Below are 20,119 nucleotides of genomic sequence, written 5' to 3'. Positions count from 1 at the left end.
TTGAATGACTGCTTTAGATAAGTACGTAAGTGAGAAATATGACGGTAAGCAAGATTGGTTTGTAGAAGAAGTCAATCAATTAAACAACCAACAACGTATTTTAGATGTTCAACAGAAAAAGAGTATTTGAATGGTAATCATAAAATACTTCAAAAACAATCGTATAAGTACAATGGTAAAGAATTTGAGCCAAAGAAGATTGTATTGCAATATGCTAAAACATTATTAAACTTTCAAAAATCATATCTGTTACAGAACCCGATTACATTAACTGGTGACGAATCAGTTGTTAAACGTTATCAAAAGGTTAATCGCAAGGGGAAGTATGATCGTTTTAATCAGAAGATATTGGATAAGGTATTAAAATATGGTCGTGTGGCGGAATATGTTTATTTAGATCGTGGTGTGATTAAGAGTAAATTAATACATACTGATGAATTTGTACCTGTCTATAACGAGCATAACGAGTTAATCGCTGTTATTGAAGGTTTTGTACATGATGGTATTAGTCATTATATTGTGTATGATGATGAAGTGGTACGTAGGTATAATGATAAAGGTGGAGAAATTCGATTAATTGAGCAAAATGCCAATTTATCAGGTTTTGCCGATTATCTATCATAATGAAAATGAATTGAATGAAGTTGATGGTCGTTCAGAGTTAGATGATTGGATTTCTATTCTAGACAACTTAGAAAGTTTATTAAGTAAATATGCTGAGGCGACTGAAAAATTCCTTGATCCAATCTTTTTAAATATTGGGCAACAATTGAAGGGTGAATCTTTACCTGCTGATTTAGTGGGTAAGGGGATTAATTTAGATGATGGATCAGACGCTAAATATTTACAAGCAAAATTGGATAGTAAGAGTTTTGAATCATTACATAAAGTGTTATTGCAATCGTTATTAGACATATCACAGACACCTGCTGTTAGTATGAATAAGACAGATATATCTAACCTCAGTGAAGTATCTATTAAGTTGTTATTCCAGTTGGCTAACATTAAGGCGAGTATGAATGAACAGTTCATGAGAGAAGGTATAGAGGAACGACATGATAAGGTTAAGTCATTGTTAGCGTTGCAAGGTGTTAAGGTTAATGATGATAAGTACGATACGTTAGATATGGTATTCCAATATGCTATGCCACAGAATGATAGTGAGATCATTGAACAGTTAGAGAAGTTGAGAGATATGGGTGCGATTAGTTTAGAATCGTTGCTTGGTCGTAGTCCAATGACTAATGATGTGCAAGAGGAAATGAAAAGGTTACATAATGAGGTTGTGGATAACTCTGTTGATAACTCAAATAATGACGGGGGATGTAAATGATAATAATTATCAAATATATTAAATTGAGTTAGAGTGTAGTGATAATGGGGGGATTATATTAATAGAGTATAGAGCCATTTCCTTGCACATGTTATAGATTTTTTGAGTTCAGATGTAGGACTATATAACTATACTTAATAGAGTATAACTGCTAGGTGGTACAATTTATTGCTGTTATATCAAGTTTGTGGCTTAATATGATGGCTGTTATAAGCAATCTAGCAGTTATAATGCTTGGCTAGTATACCAAAATACAATGATCCATTTGATTTATAAGGTGAATATGGTAAAATAAACCTAATAAAATATTAATTTTAATAGATTAAAAATTGCTCGGTGTGAAATTGGTCGGCTGTTATAGGCGAAAAATTGCTTGGGGTGGTAGAGGTCGGCTGTTATACCTAGTATGACGTGATAACCTATATTATAAGACACTTCCTATAACATACGATATGTAAACTCTCATATATTTACAGTTAATATATGTAAAATACCCCGTTTAACACCATTAAACCCCCCTAACTAACCCATTTACACACCCGTAAATAAGCGAGGTTATTCTAATGAGAATTAAACATAACCCTAAAGCGATAAAGGATTTGCATGAAATTATGAATAAACATATAGACGACAAGACTATTGAACGTTGGGCTAAATTGATTCATAAACATATGTCAGAATCCAACGACAGTAAACAATAATTTTAATATGTATAGGTGATTCTCATGAAAATTAAACATGATCCTAAGAAACTTAAACAATTTCAAAAAGAATTTAATGAACATATAAATGACAAAACAGTAGAACATTGGGCAAAAACTATTCATAAACACATCTCAAAAAAATAGGAAAAAAAATTGAAGGATTCCTCCAAAAAAATGTAGAAATATGTAATTTAGCATATTTTATTAATTGGGGAGAGTGTTTATTATGTTTGATGTACAAGAATTATTGAAAACATTAAAAGATCAACATAGGGAAGAACTTATTAATTACCAACAAAGACAAGACGCTAAATTGCATTATATTGATTTTATTAATGATTTAACTTATCGCTTACATCAAGAATTTTATAATTTATCTCAAGCAACAAAAAGCGTTCGAGTACTAAATGAAGATGACGTATTTTCATTACATGTTAATGAAAAATGTTACGTTTGTATAAATTCAAAAATATTAATGATATGCCAGATAAGATTATGGTGATTTATACAAACGATGCTGGTAATCAAGGTGATGAATTATTTATTGATGAAGGTGTTTATCGAAGTAGCAAATTTTATGTAGAATTAAGTGATGAATTAATCGATCATTACATTGACCACATATTTCAGAATTAATAAGTAAAAGGTATAACCCTCTTATTTGTCGAATAATGGTAATTAAGGGGGTTTTTATATGACTGAAGATAAAAATAAAGCAGAGAAAATTGGAGACGATTTAGAGCAAATCGGAAAAGGTTGCCAACAAATAGGTTGTGCTTTAACAATATTAATTACCATTCCTGTTATTATAATATTGTTTTTATTATAGTAGGTCATCTGATTAAATTCAGATGCTTTTTATTTTGGTTAAACATATTTCATTAATGCTGTATCATACCTTTTAATAATAAAATGAAAAGGGTGGTAAATATGGATAAATTTCAAGACAAATTTACTGTTGGTGAGATTAAGGAAATAGTAAGAGAGATTGATGATATTCAGAAGTTTTCTATACGTTATAGTAGTGATGAAGAATGGTTAATGAATATCGTGGATCAAATATCTAGAGTGGCTGGAATGTTTGGAGATGTAATCATTCAACAATTAGAAGATGGTTATATTCATACAGGAGATCCTCAAGATTATATAAAGAAGAAGTTAGGGAGTGCGACAATTTATAAAGATAAGTATATAGAACATTATCCAGATAGAGTTAAATTTTAGTCATTAGTTACTCAATAGAGTGGTTTTAAGAAGGAAAATGTCCTTGATTGTCGAATGATGATAATTGGGGTGGTGTAATTAATGGAATTAAATACTTATTTAGTTGTAGCCATAATTGGCGGATTGACCGCACTGGCTAGTGTGATTGGTAGTATTATACAAGCAATATTAACAAAAAAAATATGAAAAAAAAGAACGTGCAATTAAAACATCTGTTTTAGATAATGCATATAAGGCATATGAACACAAGAATGAAATTGCAATGAAAATATCTGATAAGACAGGACAAACTGTAAATATATATCCTTGGGATATGCATGTTATATCGTATACAAAGATTCTAAAGTTAGTGGATAAGAAGAGAGTTAACAAGAATGATGTCATAAAATTACTTAGTGATATAGAAGAAATTCAAGATATATATGATGAGCATAATGCAAAAATGAAGAAAAGGAACAATCCTAGTAAAATTTCCCTGAAATAAGTTTGCAGGAATTTATTCCCTTTGTTGAAGTTAGTAGATGAAAGGGGAAATTAGTGTGAGTGAAGTGTCAATACTTAATGATTTTAAACAAATTTCCAGAGAAGATAATAGTTTTGCTATCACCAAAGAAAACCCATCAGAAGATGTGATTGACAGATATAAAGATAAAGTTATGAATTTAGAAAGTAATAATTATATTAGTATTGATCACATAAGAAAGTATTATAAACATAGGTATTGTCTAGAGGTATCTGGTAAATTACTATAACAATACTAATTTAGGTCATCTGATTCAGTCAGATGGCTTTTTATATGGAAATCATTTCCTTTTTAGTGTATATTATAATTAGTACATTAAGAAGGGGAGAATATAGATGAATAGATTGTATCATGTTCGTGAAATAGGAAATAAAAAGTATTCTGTTGGGGATCAATTAGAGTTTAGTGGTTATAATAATTTCTTTAAAGATTATGATACAAAAGATATTCCATTAGTAAATACAAAGAAAACTATCTTTCAAGGATTAACTTACTATTGGCATTTTGCTAGAGAAACAATATTTGAAGAGGTTAGAAAAAATATTGATCCTAATTTACCTTCTAGACAAAGATGTTTATGGTTGACTGATATTAGAAATTTAGATTATTGGATGCATACTAAAGATTTTCATCCTGAAACTCATCAAGTATTATTGTTAAACTTAGATGGCAATGCATTTAAATGTGATGCGACTTTTGTAGAAGGTAATCCTAAAAAGTTAAATGATGTTAGGGAAGACGCAAAAATTATTGGAATCAAGAGATAGTTAATGAGAAAAGAGTAGAGTATTTGTATGAGGGAAGAGCAACAGTAGAAGAAGTTTTATCATTTAAAAACGGTTAATTAGCACCCAATAGGGTGCTTTTATTTTGCACTAAAGGAGAGTGATTTTAATGAACAATATACAACGTTTAGAAATGGAAGTTAAGAACGTTAACCTAAATCAATCAGAACTATCAATTTACCTTCAAGAAAACGGACTACAACCGTTTCAAGAATATAACCCTGAATCTGCCACAAGTAAAAAGAAAATCTATCAATCAGCATTATCTATCTTAGAATCATTGGCTAATGACCCAGAACGTATGAAAAATATTAAACATGATGATTTGGATATATCTGAATTTGCAACTAATATTCAGAACAGAATAGATCAGTTGGAACGTAAAATTAGAGGGTTAAAAATAGACGAGAAGATTGAAACTGAAACAAACTTCTTTAATTATTCGATAGGTAGGTGATTTAATGTTAACAGAAACTTTTAACCATCTCTTGAATGAGTATGGTAAAGATGTTTATTTAAATGATGAAACTACATCACGTAAAGCGTTAATCAATAGTACGTCTGTTACAAGTAGTTATAAAGAGAATTTTGACGATCATATAATACATACCAATTTTCCTATTCAACGTGGAGATACAATAACAATTAATAATGAGATATTTATCGTTGTGTCTGATGTGCAATTAAAAAGCGATTACGAGTATAAAGCAACGATTAGACCATGCGATCAAACAATTGAAGTAATCGTGATTGAACAAAATTAATCGGTTATGATGATATGGGAAGACCTGTATATGAAAATACTGAAGTACCTTATGACATACCTGCTTATATTGATTGGCAACGTTTGGCTATTGATGGCACTCAAATTAGAGTATCAGATCAAGAAATAGATATTGTTGTACAAGACAACGAACAAACTCAAACAATAGTAGTAAATGATGAATTTGATTTATTAGGTAAGCGATATGCTGTTGATAATATAAATAAGTTTAGACAGGGATTATTAATATTACGTTCTAGTATTGTCCTTACATAAGCAAGATAATAAATTCCCCTACACGTATAAATGTAGGGGAAAAGATTATCACTTAAATAAGTTTGCTATTGGTGAATACTGATTGTGCTTATATTGTATATCTCTATCCGTCATTTGAATATATCGTCTTACCATATTCATGTGCGAATGTCCTAAAATCTTTTGCAAACTAAAAGGATCACCACCGTTACGAATATAAAACAATGCCCCTGTATGTCTGAAAACATGAGGTGATACACGATTATTTATCTTGGCTACTTTACCATAGACAGATAAATCAGTTCTTATCGTGTTTTTAGTTAATGGCTTACCCTCATATGACAAAAAGAAGTATTCGTTATCAAATTCTTCAGTTTCAAGTAGATATGCCCTTAATACTTTTATAGTTTTAGTTGAGATTGGAACAAATCTACCTGTTCGAGTTTTAGTTGTGTCTGCTTTTACATAAACTGTGCCTTCATTTAAATTTACATCTTCTTTTCGTAAATTCACAAGTTCAGATACCCTTATTAAACTGTCCAAAAGTGTGTAGCAGATTACTTGGGTACGATAACCAACATATGATCCGTCATCACAAGCCCCAATTAGTCGTTTGACTTCTTCATCTGTTAGAGATTCAACTACATCAATTGGCGATTTAATAGGTTTAAATCGTTTGTGAATCGGTTGATTAATCCAACCTTTTTCTTCATAAGCATATTTAACAAATGCTCTAGTGGTTCTTACTCGAATATTAATGGTTGCAGGTGCAAGATTCATTTCTTCCTGCATGAAGTCAATCCAACTACAAAATAATTCTGTTGTCATTTGATTACTTGTTAAATCACCTTCTGTGTAATCTAGCAAGTAGTTAAAATTCACGTAATATTCTTCTATAGTCCGTTTTGCCAACCCTTCTGTTTTCTTAATGAACATGAATTGCTCAAACATTTCAGACATGCTGAAATCATTCTCGATTTGCTTAGTTAGTTCAACATTACGTTGATACTTCCTAGTTTTACGCATAAAAATACCCCTTTCAAAATTTTATTGAAAGAGGACATAAAACCTGAATCAAACGGTCTTGCCTACAGATCAAAACGGTCTTTTATGACAGTTTGGAACAGTTTCATTTAGACCGAGTGGAAACCGTTATATGCATATCGAACACTTGTTTGTTAAAAGTGCTATAATTGACGGGTTATAGGGGATAGGTTTTATCAATCTAAAGGTACGGTTTTGAAGACCTTGACAAGCACCAGCATTGTAACCAGCCCCATTTCTTTCATCATTATAGAATGTTGAATAATAGATTACAAGTATAATATATGTGAACAATTGTATTAATAAAAAGTAATTTTCTAAAAAATTTTAAATCGTTTTTGCCTTTAAGACATTTTTTGGTTAAAATAAGAATTGTGTAATAATATTGAGGCCGGTTCATAGTTATTTAGTGTATATAGCGTTTTGGGGGGGATTAATCGAATGAAGAAGCACCCACTGGTGATAAATGGAGGTCATCATCTAGACATCGATCAGGACTTACTAAATTCTGCTTTTCAATGGTTCGATAATCATTCTACTAACATTAAGCTGATCTTTGATGAAAACTATAAAATAAGGTATATATCTTATTCAGCTGAGTTATTACTTGGTTATACCAGAGATTTTTTATTAAACTCAAACTTATTAGACTACGTTTGTCAAGAAGATTTAGAAACCATCAAAGAATATGTTAACTCGATAGGTTTTGATCGTACTAGATTAGAAATTGCTTTTAAAAATTGTGATGGACGCACAGTCTACACATCGACACACTTAGGCCAAATTAATGATAACCATAAAGGGAAAACTTATTATATTTGTGTCATTAATGATATATCTGAGTTAAAGACAGCCCGTAAAATGCTTATGAACTCCGAGAAATTATCATCAGTTGGGCAGTTAGCGGCAAGTGTAGTTCACGAGATCCGTAATCCGCTAACATCTATTAAAGGTTTTTTACAACTATTAGAGAGTGATTCTAAAGAACATAAAGTCTATTTTGATATAATGACAGAAGAGATAGAAAAAATTGAATCCATCACTTCTGAATTACTCTACATTGCCAAACCATCTCCTAATCAAATGAAAGACGAAAATTTAACAACCATTTTAAAAGAAGTTTGTATGTTAATGAAATCGCAGGCGAGATTAAGTGAAATAAGTATTGATTTATCGACAGACCAAGCCGATCATTTCATTAATTGTGATCGATCCCAAATAAAGCAAGTTTTTATTAATCTGATAAAAAATGCAATTGAAGCTATGGAACATTCTGGCACAATTAGAGTTCATATTTATAAAGATGATGTATTAACGGTAGACGTCATTGACGAAGGCCATGGTGTTCCTGATGAATTAAAAGATCGCATCGGTGAACCATTTTTATCTACGAAGGAGAAAGGGACTGGACTAGGTTTAATGGTCACTAAACAAATTTTAGACAAACACCATGCATCATTAAAGGTGTTAGATCATGAAATTAAAGGAAGTATTTTTAGAATAAGATTTTATTAATGATGGTTGGTGTGACGTCATGAATAAACAGCATTATACAATAGGACTAGCAGGACATATAGACCACGGTAAGACAGAATTAGTTAAAGCGTTAACTAATGTTGATACAGATCGATTAAAAGAAGAAAAAGAACGGAAAATATCTATAGAATTAGGCTATGCACCATTAATTAACGAAGACAACTTAAACGTATCAATAATAGATGTGCCTGGTCATGAGAAATTTATTAGACAAATGATCTCTGGCGTATCATCCATTGACTTATCATTGTTAGTCATTGCTGCTAATGAAGGAGTTATGCCTCAGACGTTAGAACACATGGAAATCTTAAATCATTTAGGGCTACATGATGTTATGATTGTGCTAACGAAAATTGACCAAGTTGATGAGGAATTATTAACAATGGTACGAGAAGATCTAAACGATACATTAACTGGGACATTTCTAGAAGGACAGTCTTGTTTTGAAGTGGACTCCGTTTCAAAAAAGGGGATTTCTCAGTTAAACGAAGCTATTTTAAATAAGTTGAAATCTCTTAATTCCAGACCAACTGAAGGTCATCTGGTCTTACCAGTTGATCAAAGCTTCCATCTGCACGGAATTGGAACTATTATAAGAGGAACGGTTACACAGGGGAGCTTAAGAGTTGGAGAAAAAATTTATCTTCTGCCAAATGGTTCTAAAGCACAGGTGAAGGGACTTCATCATTTTAATCAACCTGTGAATGAAGTCTTCGCAGGTCAAAGAGCTGCTGTAGCACTTAACAACGTAGACTTGGCAGATGTCAATCGAGGGGCAGTTCTAACTAATTATGCAAATACAACAGCTTCTAGCAGAATTGATATTGAACTAAATGTAAGCTTTTTATTTAATTCTTCAATAAAGCAAAGAGCTCCTATTAAATTACATACTGGAACTAGTGAAATTTATGGTAAGGTCATTTTCTTTGACCGTAATCGGTTGGAACCAGATGAAGATGTCATTTATGCACAACTAGTGTTAGACCAGCCTATATACGTTTTAAAAGATCAAAGATTCATACTTAGAAGGGCAACACCAGTTGAGTTGATTGGCGGAGGGAAAGTAATTGAACCGTTCGCGAATAACATTCACACAACCAAAAGACTATTGAGTTGTTAAAACAAAAAGCAGTCTTCAGCGAGGCGGATTACTTATTGGACATCATTGAGAAAGAACCTGGAATTACCGAAGATCAATTGCATGAAATGTCAGACCAAATTTTAATGCAGCTGATTTCGACCCAACACATTATAAAAATCGACCAGCATCTCTATTCAAAGACCTACATCACTAAAGTCAAAGAGGAAATTACTGATACATTAAATCAATTCCATAAAGAACATCCATTATTAATTGGAATGAATAAATCTGAGTTATCATCACAGATATCTACTTCTGCAAGAGAAGGGAAAATAATTCTGGATTATTTAATTAGTACCGGTTATATAGAACAAGAACACTATTTTGTTAAAAGTAAAGAGTTTAAAGTGAAGTTAACAAATGAACAAACACAATTTTTAAATGAATTGTTAAAAAACTTATCATCTGATGGGTTGAAGGTTAATAGCATTGATCACTATTTTGACGATAAAATGGATAAACAGGATTGGATAGAATTTTTAATACAACAACAATATATCGTTCAGCTAACGAGTGAGTTATATGTTGAGAAGGAAGCATTTCATGAAGGGATCTCTTTGTTGAAACGTTCGACCCAGGAAACATTTGAAGTCAAAGAGGCGAAAGAAACACTTGGACTTTCTAGAAAGTATGTCATCCCTTTTCTAGAGAAATTAGATAAATCTAAGTATACGATTAGATTGGACCAAAAGCGTAAGTGGATTTAAAGTAAGGGTCCCCCCAGTTAAGCTGGGAGACCCTTGTTTTAGTCTACATAAATTGCAGATTCATTTTTTCAGTAACATAACCAATTATTTTTGCACGATGACCTGTTAGTTCATTAATGTATTGTTTTGCTTCTGACTCTTTCATAGAAATGAGTAACCCACCAGAAGTAATAGCATCAGATAGAACGAGCCTGTCAATCTCGTTTTAATTGATTGTTAAATGAAACGTGGCTTTTTAGCCACTCTAGGTTAGCTTTAGAACCTCCAGGTATGGCTCCTTGTTGAGCTAAATCAATAGTACCTTTAATGACAGGTATTTCTTCGTAATTAAGTTTCATGGATACACCACTTGCATATGCCATTTCATAGCTGTGGCCAAGTAGACCAAAACCTGTTACATCTGTGCATGCATGAACTGAATAATGTTTAAATAATTCACTAGCTTGTTTGTTTAATAACTGCATCCACTTAATGGCTTCATTTGCAATGTCATTTGATGCAAGTCCTTTTTTATACCTGTTGTGATTATACCAATTCCTATAGGTTTCGTTAGAATTATAACGTCACCTGGTTGTGCTTGATCATTTCGAGTAATAAGATCCGGGTGGGCGAGGCCAGTAACAGATAATCCAAATTTTGGCTCATCATCATCAATTGAATGACCACCTATAATTGAGCCGCCTGCTTCATGAACTTTATCTTCCGCACCTTGTAAGATTTGAGCGAGCACGTGACTGCCATATTTTACATTAAAACCAACGATATTTAATGCAGTCTTAACATCTGCACCCATAGCATAGACATCACTTAATGAATTAGCTGCAGCAATCTGACCAAAAGTATAAGGGTCGTCGACAATGGGTGTGAAATAGTCAACGGTTTGAACCATCGCTAGTTCATCAGTTAATCGATAGACACCGGCATCATCTGAATGATTTTGACTATAGATTACGTTTGCATCCTCTTGATGAGTATTAACTTGACTCAAAACTTGAGTCAGTTCGCTCGGGGCGAGTTTGCAACCTCATCCAGCTTTGGTTGACAATGAAGTTAATTTTATAATTTCATCTTTATGGCGCTTCACCAATCTCACCCCCTTAATTTGTTATTTACATTATACTAAAACTGTTAATAGTTGAAAAAGTAAAACTCTTTTAATATTCTTAAATTAATGTAAAGAAAAGGGGGATTCATCATGGAACATAAAGTAACCATTGAATTTTGTATGATGTGAAACTACGCACCAAAAGCTGCGAGTCTCGCAGACAGTCTATTTTCTGAATTTCATCATAACATTAGTGAAATGAAACTTGTTCCATCATCTGGTGGTGCATTTGAAGTCATCGTAAATGAACATAAATTGTATTCTAAACTAGATACGGGTGTATTTCCAAAACATGATGATATAATAGAGTTATTGAAAGAGAAAGAAGAAAGTACGCGATAACATTTCGCGTACTTTTTCCATATTTAATCGAAAGGTAATGTGTGCTTATGAAGAATTTATTTAGATTAATACCTTCTATTCACGACATTCTACATTCAGATGAAATGCAAAAACTAAAACAGGAGCAAGGGTTGCCTGAAACCTTTTTAAAAAGACGAGTCAACCAAGTAGTAGATGATATCAGAGAAGAGCTACTAAAGAATGAGTTGTCATTTGAATCAAAAAATGAAGCCTTAATTGTGATTCAAAATCGAGTGGTACATAACATAAAAAAATATTTATCTGATCGAATAGAACCTGTCATAAATGGTACAGGGACTATTTTACACACTAACTTAGGACGAGCTCGATTATCTGAAAAGGCCATTCATCAAGTGGTTCAAGTAGCTAAGCATTATTCTACTTTAGAATTTGATCGAGATTCTGGAGAACGAGGTTCTAGGCATGATTTAGTTGAAGAACTTATAAAAGAATTAACTGGTGCTGAAGCGGCTATTGTCGTTAATAATAATGCTGCGTCTGTCTACATGGTATTAACGGCGTTTGCAAAAAATCATGAAGTTATTGTCTCAAGAGGTGAATTAGTTGAAATCGGTGGAAGCTTTAGAGTGTCTTCTATTATGGAAGAGAGTGGAGCTTTATTAAAAGAAGTCGGCACAACGAACAAAACCCATCTTTTTGATTATGAGAAAGCCATTAATGACCAAACCAGCCTAATGATGAAAGTTCATACGAGTAATTTTCACATGGTTGGTTTCACGGATCAAGTCACCAGGGAAGATTTAGTTGAATTGGGTAAAGACCATCATGTGATGACATATGAGGATCTTGGAAGTGGTATGGTCTATGACTTAACAAGACATGGTATAGGAAAAGAGCCGCTAGTAATGGACGTTCTTAAGTCAGGAATTGATTTAGTGTCGTTTAGTGGTGATAAATTATTTGGTGGCCCCCAAGTTGGTATTATTGCAGGAAAAAAGCAATATATTAAACAATTAAAGAAACACCAGCTTGCTAGAGTACTAAGAGTTGATAAGATGACTTACGCTGCACTTGAATCTACTTTAAAACAATGGTTACAACAAGATTTAAATATTCCCACTATTAGAGACTTATTAATAACAAGGGAGGAACTTCAGAAACGAGTTAAACTTTTTATTCGTCGGTATTATGAATGCCATCATAAAGGTTTGACATTAAAAGAAATCCCGCTTAAGTCAATGGTTGGTGGAGGAACGTTGCCAGAGATTGAATTAGATTCATATGGTGTTTCAATCACAAGCAGACACTTAAGTGCTACAAAACTAAAAAGTAAATTACGAAATTTAAAACCGCGAATTATTGCTAGAGTTGAACAAGAACAGGTTTTGTTAGATTTTCGAACAATTACACCTGAAGAGGAAGTTATTATCTTGAAAAAAATTGGTTGAAATTGATTAAACCAAGTCTTTAAAGCATTAAATCTATAAAAATGCATTCAAATGTTTTACTTCTCGTATAAATTCAGATAAAATGTAGAAGTGCGGAAAAAGAGTGATTCTATTTCAATAATAAGAATCATCTATTAAACTACATATTTTCATTAAGGGGGTAAAAACGTGACAGCAAATGCCTTTAATGCAAAAAAGCAATTTGAATTGAATGGTAAGACGTATAACTATTATCATCTAAAAGCATTAGAAGAAAAAGGCTTAGGCAAGATCTCTAGGCTACCTTTCTCTATTCGTGTTCTTTTAGAATCAGTTTTACGTCAACATGATGGTCATGTTATTAAAGATGAACACATTGAAAAATTAGCTAAATGGGGAAAAGGGGAATCAGTAGATGTTCCTTTTAAACCATCACGAGTCATTTTACAGGACTTCACAGGAGTTCCTGCAGTAGTAGATTTAGCTTCTCTACGTAAAGCAATGGTAGATATGGGTGGAAGCCCAGACCAGATTAACCCAGAAGTACCAGTGGATCTGGTTATCGACCACTCAGTACAGGTTGATCAGTATGGTACTCCAAATGCACTAAAAGCAAATATGGAAATTGAATTCGATCGTAACAAAGAACGTTACGAGTTCTTACACTGGGCTCAAAAAGCCTTCGATAACTATCGTGCGGTTCCACCAGCAACAGGTATCGTACACCAAGTTAACTTAGAATATATTGCTAACGTTGTACATGAACAACAACAAGATGATGGTACGTATGATGCGTTTCCTGACACACTTGTAGGTACTGACTCTCATACGACAATGATCAATGGTTTAGGTGTACTTGGTTGGGGTGTAGGTGGTATTGAAGCTGAAGCTGGAATGCTTGGTCAACCTTCATACTTCCCAACACCAGAAGTTGTCGGTGTAAAATTAAAAGGAAGCTTCCCAGAAGGTACAACTGCAACTGACTTAGCACTTAAAGTCACTCAAGTGTTACGTGAGAAGAAAGTTGTTGGTAAATTTGTTGAATTCTTCGGCCCTGGTTTATCTGAGATGCCACTAGCAGATCGTGCAACAATTTCTAACATGGCTCCTGAATATGGTGCTACTTGTGGTTTCTTCCCAGTTGATGAAGAATCATTAGATTACATGCGTCTAACTGGACGTTCAGAAGAACAAGTTCAACTTGTAAAAGAATATTTACAAAAGAACGATTTATTCTATACACCAGATCAAGAAGATCCAGAATTCACTCAACTAGTTGAGATTGACCTTTCTGAACTTGAACCAAACTTATCTGGTCCAAAGCGTCCACAAGACTTAATTCCTTTATCTCAAATGAAGAAGTCATTTAATGAAGCTTTAACAGCTCCTGCTGGTAACCAAGGCTTCGGACTTTCTGAAGATGAAAAGGATAAAGAAGCAGTTGTTAAATTTAACGATGGTAAAGAAGTACCTATGAAGACTGGTGCTGTTGCTATTGCAGCGATTACGTCTTGTACGAATACGTCTAACCCACACGTAATGTTAGGTGCAGGTCTACTAGCTAAAAATGCAGTAGAAAAAGGATTAAACGTACCTGATTATGTTAAAACATCATTAGCTCCTGGTTCTAAAGTAGTAACGAACTACCTAGAGAACTCAGGTTTAATGGAATATTTAAATGAACTAGGTTTCAACCTAGTTGGTTACGGTTGTACAACATGTATCGGTAACTCTGGTCCGTTACTACCGGAAATTGAAGAAACAATTGCAGAATCCGATCTAACTGTTGCTTCAGTACTATCTGGTAACCGTAACTTTGAAGGTCGTATTCATCCATTAGTTCGTGCAAACTACTTAGCATCACCACCATTAGTTGTGGCGTATGCTCTAGCAGGTACAGTAGATGTCGACATCTTAAACGAACCATTAGGTCAAGATAAAGATGGCAATGATGTTTACTTTAAAGATATCTGGCCTTCATCTGATGAAATCAAAGCGGAGATTGAAAAGGTTGTAACACCTGAAATCTTCCGTAAAGAATACGAAGAAGTATTCAATTCAAACGAAAAATGGAATGAAATCCAAACAACAGATGAACCTCTTTATGAGTGGGACGATGATTCAACTTACATTCAAAACCCACCATTCTTTGAAGAAATGTCTAAAGATCCAAAAGAGGTTACGCCGCTTAAAGGAATGCGCGTAGTTGGTAAATTTGGTGACTCTGTAACAACAGACCACATTTCACCAGCAGGTGCTATTCCAAAGGATATGCCAGCAGGTAGATATCTAATGGATAAAGATGTATCTCCTCGTAACTTTAACTCTTACGGTTCACGTCGTGGTAACCATGAAGTTATGATGCGTGGTACGTTTGGTAACATTCGTATTCGTAATGAAATTGCAGGAGGTAAAGAAGGTGGCTTCACTACTTACTGGCCAACAGGTGACGTTATGCCTATTTACGACGCTGCAATGAAGTATAAAGAAGATGGTACCGATCTATGTGTCATCGCAGGTAAAGATTACGGTATGGGAAGCTCTCGTGACTGGGCAGCAAAAGGTACTGACCTATTAGGTATCAAGACCGTTATTGCTGAAAGCTTTGAGCGTATCCACCGTTCTAACCTTGTTATGATGGGCGTATTACCACTTCAGTTCCAAGATGGTGACAGCATTGAATCTCTAGGTCTAACTGGTAAAGAAACATTTGATGTTCAAGTAACAGAAGATGTTAAACCACATGATTTAGTCAAAGTTACCGCAACTGATGAAGATGGTAATACTAAAGAATTTGAAGTAATTGCACGTTTTGATAGTGATGTAGAAGTTGATTACTACCGTCACGGTGGAATTCTTCAAATGGTTCTACGTAACAAGCTACAAAATGCATAATATTAGCAACTTTAAAAGCACATCGCTATTAGCGATGTGCTTTTATTCTTTATGCTTGTTTACGGTCGTGATTTTCACGCATCCAGTGACGATGTTGTGCAACGGCGTCAATAAAAGCTTGATTGAATTGTGTTAAATCATGAGCATCATTAACTGTCACTACTCCTAAGTTAGAATATACTTCTCCGGTATGATCATTTGTATAAGCAATATTTTTAACTAATGTATTTGCTAATAGTTCCAAAGCTTCGTTCGTTGCGCCTATCGGTTTAGCATGAGCAAATGTGTCATTAACGAAATCTTTTGCTTCCTTATAACCACTTAACATATCTATATGCTGCCCACCTGGTATAAATAAAGCATCATACATAACTGAATGACTGTTTGCAAAGCTTTTATGTGGTTCAATTTGGTCACCTTCAGCACTGTTAACAGGGCTGAATGTTTTGCTGATGAATTCCAAATGAACGTGTTGTTTTTCACATGCGACCATGATTTGTTTTAATTCGTTATAGTTAAATCCTTCATCAACTAGTACAGCTACTTTACGTGTTTCGGGTGATTTATTGGTGTTTTCCTGGCTCAGTGCAGGAGATGTTTCAGTTATGGCCGCATTATTCTTTTTAGTAGGTTGGTTGGCTCCTATACCTTTCGCAATCTCTTTGGCAAGATCATGATCAACTTGGTTAAACATATCAACAACTTTTTGACGAATTTTTTTTATCTTTCACATTACCAACTTCAAAATAGAAGGCTTTAATGATATGTTTCTTTTCTGCAGGCGACATACTATTCCAAAAAAGTCTTGCTTGACTAAAGTGATCATTAAAACTTTCACTGCGTGTACGAACTTTTCTACCGTCCACCTTCTCTTGATAATGTTCATATCCACCATCCTTACCAGGAGCTGGTGTGGGATCATTTTGGCGGATAGAATTTGGAAAATAGGATACTTTTCCTTTGTCGATTGTCATTCTATGAAAGCCATCTCGCTGATTATTGTAATACTGAATAATAGGTCTATTAATTGGTATTTCATGAAAGTTAGGCCCGCCTAATCGTAGTAATTGAGTATCTAAGTATGAGAATAAACGTCCTTGTAGAAGGGGATCATTTGTAAAATCAATACCTGGAACGACATTACCTAAGTGGAAAGCTGCTTGTTCAGTTTCAGTGAAAAAATTATCCTGATTACGGTCAAGAGTCATTTTGCCAACTATTTTACAGGTACTTGTTCTTCTGGCCAGATTTTAGTAGCATCCAAAATATCAAAATCGAAATCAAATTCTTGTTCTTCCTCAATTACTTGGAGTCCTAGTTCAAATTCCGGATACTCACCATCATTAATAGCATCCCATAAATCTCGGCGGTTAAAGTCTGGATCTTTACCCGCGATTTTCTGTGCCTCATCCCAGGTTAAAGAATGAACACCAAGTTTAGGCTTCCAATGGAACTTAACAAATCGTGCTTTACCTTCTGAATTGACTAATCTAAAGGTGTGTACCCCAAATCCTTCCATCATTCTGAAACTCCTTGGAATCCCTCGGTCTGAAAGTAACCACATAATCATGTGTGCCGTTTCTTGATTATTGACGACCCAGTCCCAAAATGTATCATGTGCTGCAGAAGCTTGAGGAATTTCATTATTTGGTTCAGGTTTGATGGCATGGACCAAATCTGGAAACTTAATGGCATCTTGAATAAAGAATATAGGCATATTATTGCCCACTAAATCAAAGTTTCCTTCTTCGGTATAAAATTTTGTTGCAAAACCTCTGACATCACGGACCGTATCCGCAGAGCCCCTAGAGCCCACGACAGTTGAAAACCTAACAAAGACGGGTGTCTTAACATTTGGATCTTGAAGGAATTTAGCTTTAGTTAGGTCTGTTAATGGCTCATAAACCTGAAAGTAGCCGTGCACCCCAAAGCCTCTAGCATGTACGACTCTTTCTGGAATGCGTTCATGATCAAAGTGAGTTACTTTTTCACGGAAGTGAAAGTCTTCCATTATGGTGGGGCCACGTTCACCTGCTTTTAGTGAATCAGAGGTATTTGATACCTTTGTTCCTTGATTTGTTGTTAAATCTTGACCCTCATGATCTACTTTAAAATCTTCTAATTGTTGTTGTTTTTTATTAGGTTCGTTTTCAGGTTGTTTAGTCATACTGATAACCTCCTTGTAAATTCTAATGTATAGTTTGTCTTTTTCCTATTTACTTATTCCAAATTTAGGAACATCTTTAACAAAGTTTTCACTAGTTTTGATCAAATCAAATTCTCCTAGGGTGTAATTTTTGTTAAGATAAGGTTGTGATAATAAGTAAGTGTTCTAATGTGGGCAAGGAGGCACAACACGTTGATTTGGAAACGAATATTTGCAATAGGAATTATAGTAATCTTATTAAGTATCGTTGTTTATAATACAGCTTTTTCAAGTGACAAAAGCGAAAATGAGGATTCAATATTCATCGTACCTGAAGGAATGGAGGTTGAATCTGGAGGAACAGATGTGGGAGATATGGCACCTAATTTTCAATTGGAAAATATGAAGGTAAGAAGGTACAGCTTCAAGACTATAGAGGTAAAAAAGTTTTCTTGAACTTTTGGGCTTCTTGGTGCGGGCCATGTAAGGAAGAAATGCCACATATGCAGAAATTTTATGAAGAATACGGAGACGAAGTAGCTGTACTGGCAGTTAATACGAATGAACCAGTATTAGATAATGCTAGAAAAATTTGTAAAAGATTACGAACTGACGTTTCCGATACTTCTTGATAAAACAACCGAAGTAGCAGCTAGGTATAAAATTCCTAATTTGCCAACGACCTATTTTATTAACACAAAAGGTGAGATTCAGTTGCAAAAGAAATCAGGTCCTATGACATATGATGAAATGGTTCAAAAATGGAAAAGTTAGATTAGTATAAGTATATTTTACCAACATAATGGTCAAACTATTTGCAAAAAGGAGACGATTATGTTGCGTAAAAAGGATTTGTCACATTCCAATCTTTAATTGAAAGTGAAAAAGAAAAATCATGAAAAACCCTGATGAGATGGAACGGATTTACGATAAGCTTGATGAGCGACTAGGTATTATTAAAAATAATGAAAAACATGCATAGTAATGGTCACACTTCACATATTAAAAACAAAATGTGAAGGAGATGAATGTGCATGACAAATCGCAATCAACCTAAACCTGACGATCGTTCTGATAATGTGGAAAAAATTCAATCGAACATTCAAAATACGATCGAAAATATGGAAGAAGCTGAAGAATCAATGGAATCAGCTTCAGAAGAACAAAAGCAACAAATCCAAGCAAAAATGAAAGAAGACGTCAATCAATTAAAGGGTTAAGGGAAGAAGCGAGTGACGAAGCGAAAGATCATTAAAAAGTTGGCTTATGGCCAACTTTTTTATTTGTTATGTTAAACTTTAATATGTGAATGACTATTATTTCAGTTAACATTTTAGATTAAGGGAGAGTTCGAAGCATGGTCATCAATGAAACAAACGTCAAAGTTAGATATCAAGAAACTGATCAAATGGGAGTTGTCTATCATGCAAATTATCTTGTATGGTTTGAAATTGGACGAACCCATTTAATTGAACAATTAGGGTTTAGTTACGCACAGATGGAAAATGAGGGCGTAGTTTCACCAGTACTGGATATTGAAGCCAAGTATAAACAAGCGATTCGTTATGGTCAAACCGCTAAAGTAAAAACATGGATTGATCATTACGACGGTTTTAGAGTCATATATGGTTATGAAATTTATTCTGAAGATGGAACATTATCAGTTACAGGTAAATCTACTCACGTATGTGTGAAAAAATCTAATTTCAGACCAATCTCAATTAGAAAGCATTTTCCTGATTGGCATGAGGCATATTTAGAAGCTGTGGAGGAGTAAGATATGGCCTTTGGATTAAAAAGAGAAGAGCTAAAAGAATGGAAAAAGAGAGTTCAGGCAGGAGAAATCGCTTTTATAACACATTATTGGTTAGATGAACGCTTTCCAAATATGAAGACTGTAACAAAAGTAGGTTGTAGCGATATAGATAAATTAATAAAGTGGGGAAGGAAACACGGGCTTAATCCTAAATGGATACATAAAGATGAGAAGTACCCACATTTTGATTTAATCGGTTCATTTCAAGAAGATGTTTTAAGAGCTGAAAATAAGCTAGATCAACTGAGTCGGTTTAAATAACTCCGAGGCTTGTACAAAATATATATTAATCTAGAAGAAGACGAATATTAGAGGAGAGATCAATCCCTAATATTCGTCTTCATTATTTAGCTGCGTCAAAATGCTTCGCTTTCCGCAGGCACGGCGCGGG

The 20,119-nt window shown here is 34.0% G+C and carries 24 protein-coding genes and 4 pseudogenes; 25 read left to right on the top strand and 3 right to left on the bottom strand.

Annotation, left to right across the window (positions count from 1 at the left end):
• The first annotated feature begins 4 nt into the window (after nt 1–4).
• The 12 genes from JCM13188_RS17300 to JCM13188_RS00070 all read left to right on the top strand — a co-directional run bounded on the left by JCM13188_RS17300 (nt 5) and on the right by JCM13188_RS00070 (nt 5,608).
• The gene (locus JCM13188_RS17300; RefSeq protein WP_279401170.1) at nt 5–130 is read left to right on the top strand and encodes a hypothetical protein; all 126 of its coding nucleotides are present in this window, start codon (nt 5–7) and stop codon (nt 128–130) included.
• Nucleotides 127–624, top strand: a complete 498-nt coding sequence (locus JCM13188_RS00115) for a phage portal protein (protein WP_054751304.1) — start codon at nt 127–129, stop codon at nt 622–624. Before JCM13188_RS17300 ends, JCM13188_RS00115 begins: the two co-directional genes overlap by 4 nt.
• Nucleotides 587–1,333 (top strand): phage portal protein, encoded by a 747-nt coding sequence (locus tag JCM13188_RS00110; protein ID WP_054751302.1) that lies wholly within the window; start codon nt 587–589, stop codon nt 1,331–1,333. The genes JCM13188_RS00115 and JCM13188_RS00110 overlap by 38 nt, the downstream gene beginning before the upstream one ends.
• Before the next feature lie 930 nt (nt 1,334–2,263).
• On the top strand, nt 2,264–2,539 hold the full coding sequence (locus tag JCM13188_RS00105) for a hypothetical protein (RefSeq protein WP_054751301.1): 276 nt from the start codon (nt 2,264–2,266) through the stop codon (nt 2,537–2,539).
• The gene (locus JCM13188_RS17295; protein ID WP_279401169.1) at nt 2,518–2,673 is read left to right on the top strand and encodes a hypothetical protein; all 156 of its coding nucleotides are present in this window, start codon (nt 2,518–2,520) and stop codon (nt 2,671–2,673) included. Before JCM13188_RS00105 ends, JCM13188_RS17295 begins: the two co-directional genes overlap by 22 nt.
• A gap of 58 nt (nt 2,674–2,731) precedes the next feature.
• Nucleotides 2,732–2,866: a hypothetical protein gene (locus tag JCM13188_RS17290; protein WP_279401168.1), complete on the top strand. Its 135-nt coding sequence runs from the start codon at nt 2,732–2,734 to the stop codon at nt 2,864–2,866.
• Between the two features lie 101 nt (nt 2,867–2,967).
• A complete protein-coding gene (locus JCM13188_RS00100) occupies nt 2,968–3,261 on the top strand; it encodes a hypothetical protein (protein WP_054751298.1) in 294 nt (97 codons plus the stop codon).
• Between the two features lie 539 nt (nt 3,262–3,800).
• Entirely contained in the window at nt 3,801–4,013 is a 213-nt protein-coding gene (locus tag JCM13188_RS00090) for a hypothetical protein (RefSeq protein WP_054751294.1), read from the top strand.
• Between the two features lie 106 nt (nt 4,014–4,119).
• On the top strand, nt 4,120–4,551 hold the full coding sequence (locus tag JCM13188_RS00085; RefSeq protein ID WP_054751291.1) for a DUF2441 domain-containing protein: 432 nt from the start codon (nt 4,120–4,122) through the stop codon (nt 4,549–4,551).
• A 127-nt stretch (nt 4,552–4,678) separates the two neighbouring features.
• Complete coding sequence (locus JCM13188_RS00080; protein WP_054751290.1) at nt 4,679–5,026, top strand: hypothetical protein; 348 nt, start codon at nt 4,679–4,681, stop codon at nt 5,024–5,026.
• A 4-nt stretch (nt 5,027–5,030) separates the two neighbouring features.
• Complete coding sequence (locus JCM13188_RS00075; protein WP_054751287.1) at nt 5,031–5,333, top strand: hypothetical protein; 303 nt, start codon at nt 5,031–5,033, stop codon at nt 5,331–5,333.
• Between the two features lie 14 nt (nt 5,334–5,347).
• Nucleotides 5,348–5,608 (top strand): hypothetical protein, encoded by a 261-nt coding sequence (locus JCM13188_RS00070; RefSeq protein WP_054751286.1) that lies wholly within the window; start codon nt 5,348–5,350, stop codon nt 5,606–5,608.
• A 48-nt stretch (nt 5,609–5,656) separates the two neighbouring features.
• On the opposite strand, the gene JCM13188_RS00065 is transcribed toward JCM13188_RS00070, so the two are convergent.
• Nucleotides 5,657–6,613 carry a tyrosine-type recombinase/integrase gene (locus JCM13188_RS00065; protein WP_054751284.1) on the bottom strand — a complete coding sequence of 319 codons (957 nt, stop codon included), beginning with the start codon at nt 6,611–6,613 and terminating at the stop codon, nt 5,657–5,659.
• 459 nt (nt 6,614–7,072) lie between these two features.
• Between JCM13188_RS00065 and JCM13188_RS00060 the strand changes: the two genes are divergently transcribed.
• The 3 genes from JCM13188_RS00060 to JCM13188_RS00050 are packed head-to-tail and all read left to right on the top strand — an operon-like array spanning nt 7,073 to nt 10,015.
• On the top strand, nt 7,073–8,146 hold the full coding sequence (locus JCM13188_RS00060; protein WP_054751282.1) for an ATP-binding protein: 1,074 nt from the start codon (nt 7,073–7,075) through the stop codon (nt 8,144–8,146).
• 19 nt (nt 8,147–8,165) lie between these two features.
• Nucleotides 8,166–9,287 carry a selenocysteine-specific translation elongation factor gene (selB, locus tag JCM13188_RS00055; protein ID WP_054751280.1) on the top strand — a complete coding sequence of 374 codons (1,122 nt, stop codon included), beginning with the start codon at nt 8,166–8,168 and terminating at the stop codon, nt 9,285–9,287.
• Between the two features lie 35 nt (nt 9,288–9,322).
• Nucleotides 9,323–10,015 carry a SelB domain-containing protein gene (locus JCM13188_RS00050; RefSeq protein ID WP_279401167.1) on the top strand — a complete coding sequence of 231 codons (693 nt, stop codon included), beginning with the start codon at nt 9,323–9,325 and terminating at the stop codon, nt 10,013–10,015.
• Nucleotides 10,016–10,058: 43 nt separating this feature from the next.
• Here JCM13188_RS00050 and selD read toward each other — a convergent pair.
• Nucleotides 10,059–11,099, bottom strand: a pseudogene (selD, locus tag JCM13188_RS00045) (selenide, water dikinase SelD).
• A 162-nt stretch (nt 11,100–11,261) separates the two neighbouring features.
• On the opposite strand from selD, the pseudogene JCM13188_RS17285 reads away from it, so the two are divergent.
• The 3 genes and pseudogenes from JCM13188_RS17285 to acnA form a co-directional block, all read left to right on the top strand.
• A pseudogene (locus tag JCM13188_RS17285) lies at nt 11,262–11,462 on the top strand (SelT/SelW/SelH family protein); the annotation flags it as partial.
• 47 nt (nt 11,463–11,509) lie between these two features.
• Nucleotides 11,510–12,892: an L-seryl-tRNA(Sec) selenium transferase gene (selA, locus tag JCM13188_RS00040; RefSeq protein WP_054751275.1), complete on the top strand. Its 1,383-nt coding sequence runs from the start codon at nt 11,510–11,512 to the stop codon at nt 12,890–12,892.
• A gap of 168 nt (nt 12,893–13,060) precedes the next feature.
• The gene (acnA, locus tag JCM13188_RS00035; protein ID WP_054751273.1) at nt 13,061–15,766 is read left to right on the top strand and encodes an aconitate hydratase AcnA; all 2,706 of its coding nucleotides are present in this window, start codon (nt 13,061–13,063) and stop codon (nt 15,764–15,766) included.
• A gap of 49 nt (nt 15,767–15,815) precedes the next feature.
• On the opposite strand, the pseudogene JCM13188_RS00030 reads toward acnA, so the two are convergent.
• Nucleotides 15,816–17,933 (bottom strand): annotated as a pseudogene (locus JCM13188_RS00030) (catalase).
• Nucleotides 17,934–18,125: 192 nt separating this feature from the next.
• On the opposite strand from JCM13188_RS00030, the gene JCM13188_RS00025 reads away from it, so the two are divergent.
• The 7 genes and pseudogenes from JCM13188_RS00025 to JCM13188_RS00005 all read left to right on the top strand — a co-directional run bounded on the left by JCM13188_RS00025 (nt 18,126) and on the right by JCM13188_RS00005 (nt 19,989).
• The gene (locus JCM13188_RS00025; RefSeq protein ID WP_054751271.1) at nt 18,126–18,368 is read left to right on the top strand and encodes a hypothetical protein; all 243 of its coding nucleotides are present in this window, start codon (nt 18,126–18,128) and stop codon (nt 18,366–18,368) included.
• Nucleotides 18,365–18,544, top strand: a complete 180-nt coding sequence (locus JCM13188_RS20030; protein WP_369404714.1) for a TlpA disulfide reductase family protein — start codon at nt 18,365–18,367, stop codon at nt 18,542–18,544. The genes JCM13188_RS00025 and JCM13188_RS20030 overlap by 4 nt, the downstream gene beginning before the upstream one ends.
• Nucleotides 18,492–18,686, top strand: a complete 195-nt coding sequence (locus JCM13188_RS00020) for a peroxiredoxin family protein (RefSeq protein WP_054751270.1) — start codon at nt 18,492–18,494, stop codon at nt 18,684–18,686. The genes JCM13188_RS20030 and JCM13188_RS00020 overlap by 53 nt, the downstream gene beginning before the upstream one ends.
• Before the next feature lie 112 nt (nt 18,687–18,798).
• A pseudogene (locus JCM13188_RS20025) lies at nt 18,799–18,894 on the top strand (FbpB family small basic protein); the annotation flags it as partial.
• A gap of 52 nt (nt 18,895–18,946) precedes the next feature.
• Nucleotides 18,947–19,132, top strand: coding sequence for a small acid-soluble spore protein Tlp (locus JCM13188_RS00015; protein WP_369404713.1), 186 nt, complete (start codon nt 18,947–18,949; stop codon nt 19,130–19,132).
• Nucleotides 19,133–19,269: 137 nt separating this feature from the next.
• Entirely contained in the window at nt 19,270–19,689 is a 420-nt protein-coding gene (locus JCM13188_RS00010; protein WP_054751267.1) for an acyl-CoA thioesterase, read from the top strand.
• A 3-nt stretch (nt 19,690–19,692) separates the two neighbouring features.
• Nucleotides 19,693–19,989: a hypothetical protein gene (locus tag JCM13188_RS00005; protein WP_054751265.1), complete on the top strand. Its 297-nt coding sequence runs from the start codon at nt 19,693–19,695 to the stop codon at nt 19,987–19,989.
• Nucleotides 19,990–20,119 lie beyond the last annotated feature (130 nt).

This window comes from Piscibacillus salipiscarius JCM 13188 (genome assembly GCF_001311865.1).
GTDB classification, from domain to species: domain Bacteria; phylum Bacillota; class Bacilli; order Bacillales; family Alkalibacillaceae; genus Piscibacillus; species Piscibacillus salipiscarius.
The sequence above is the reverse complement of the archived record's forward strand: the minus strand, read 5'-3'. Positions and strand labels throughout refer to the sequence as shown.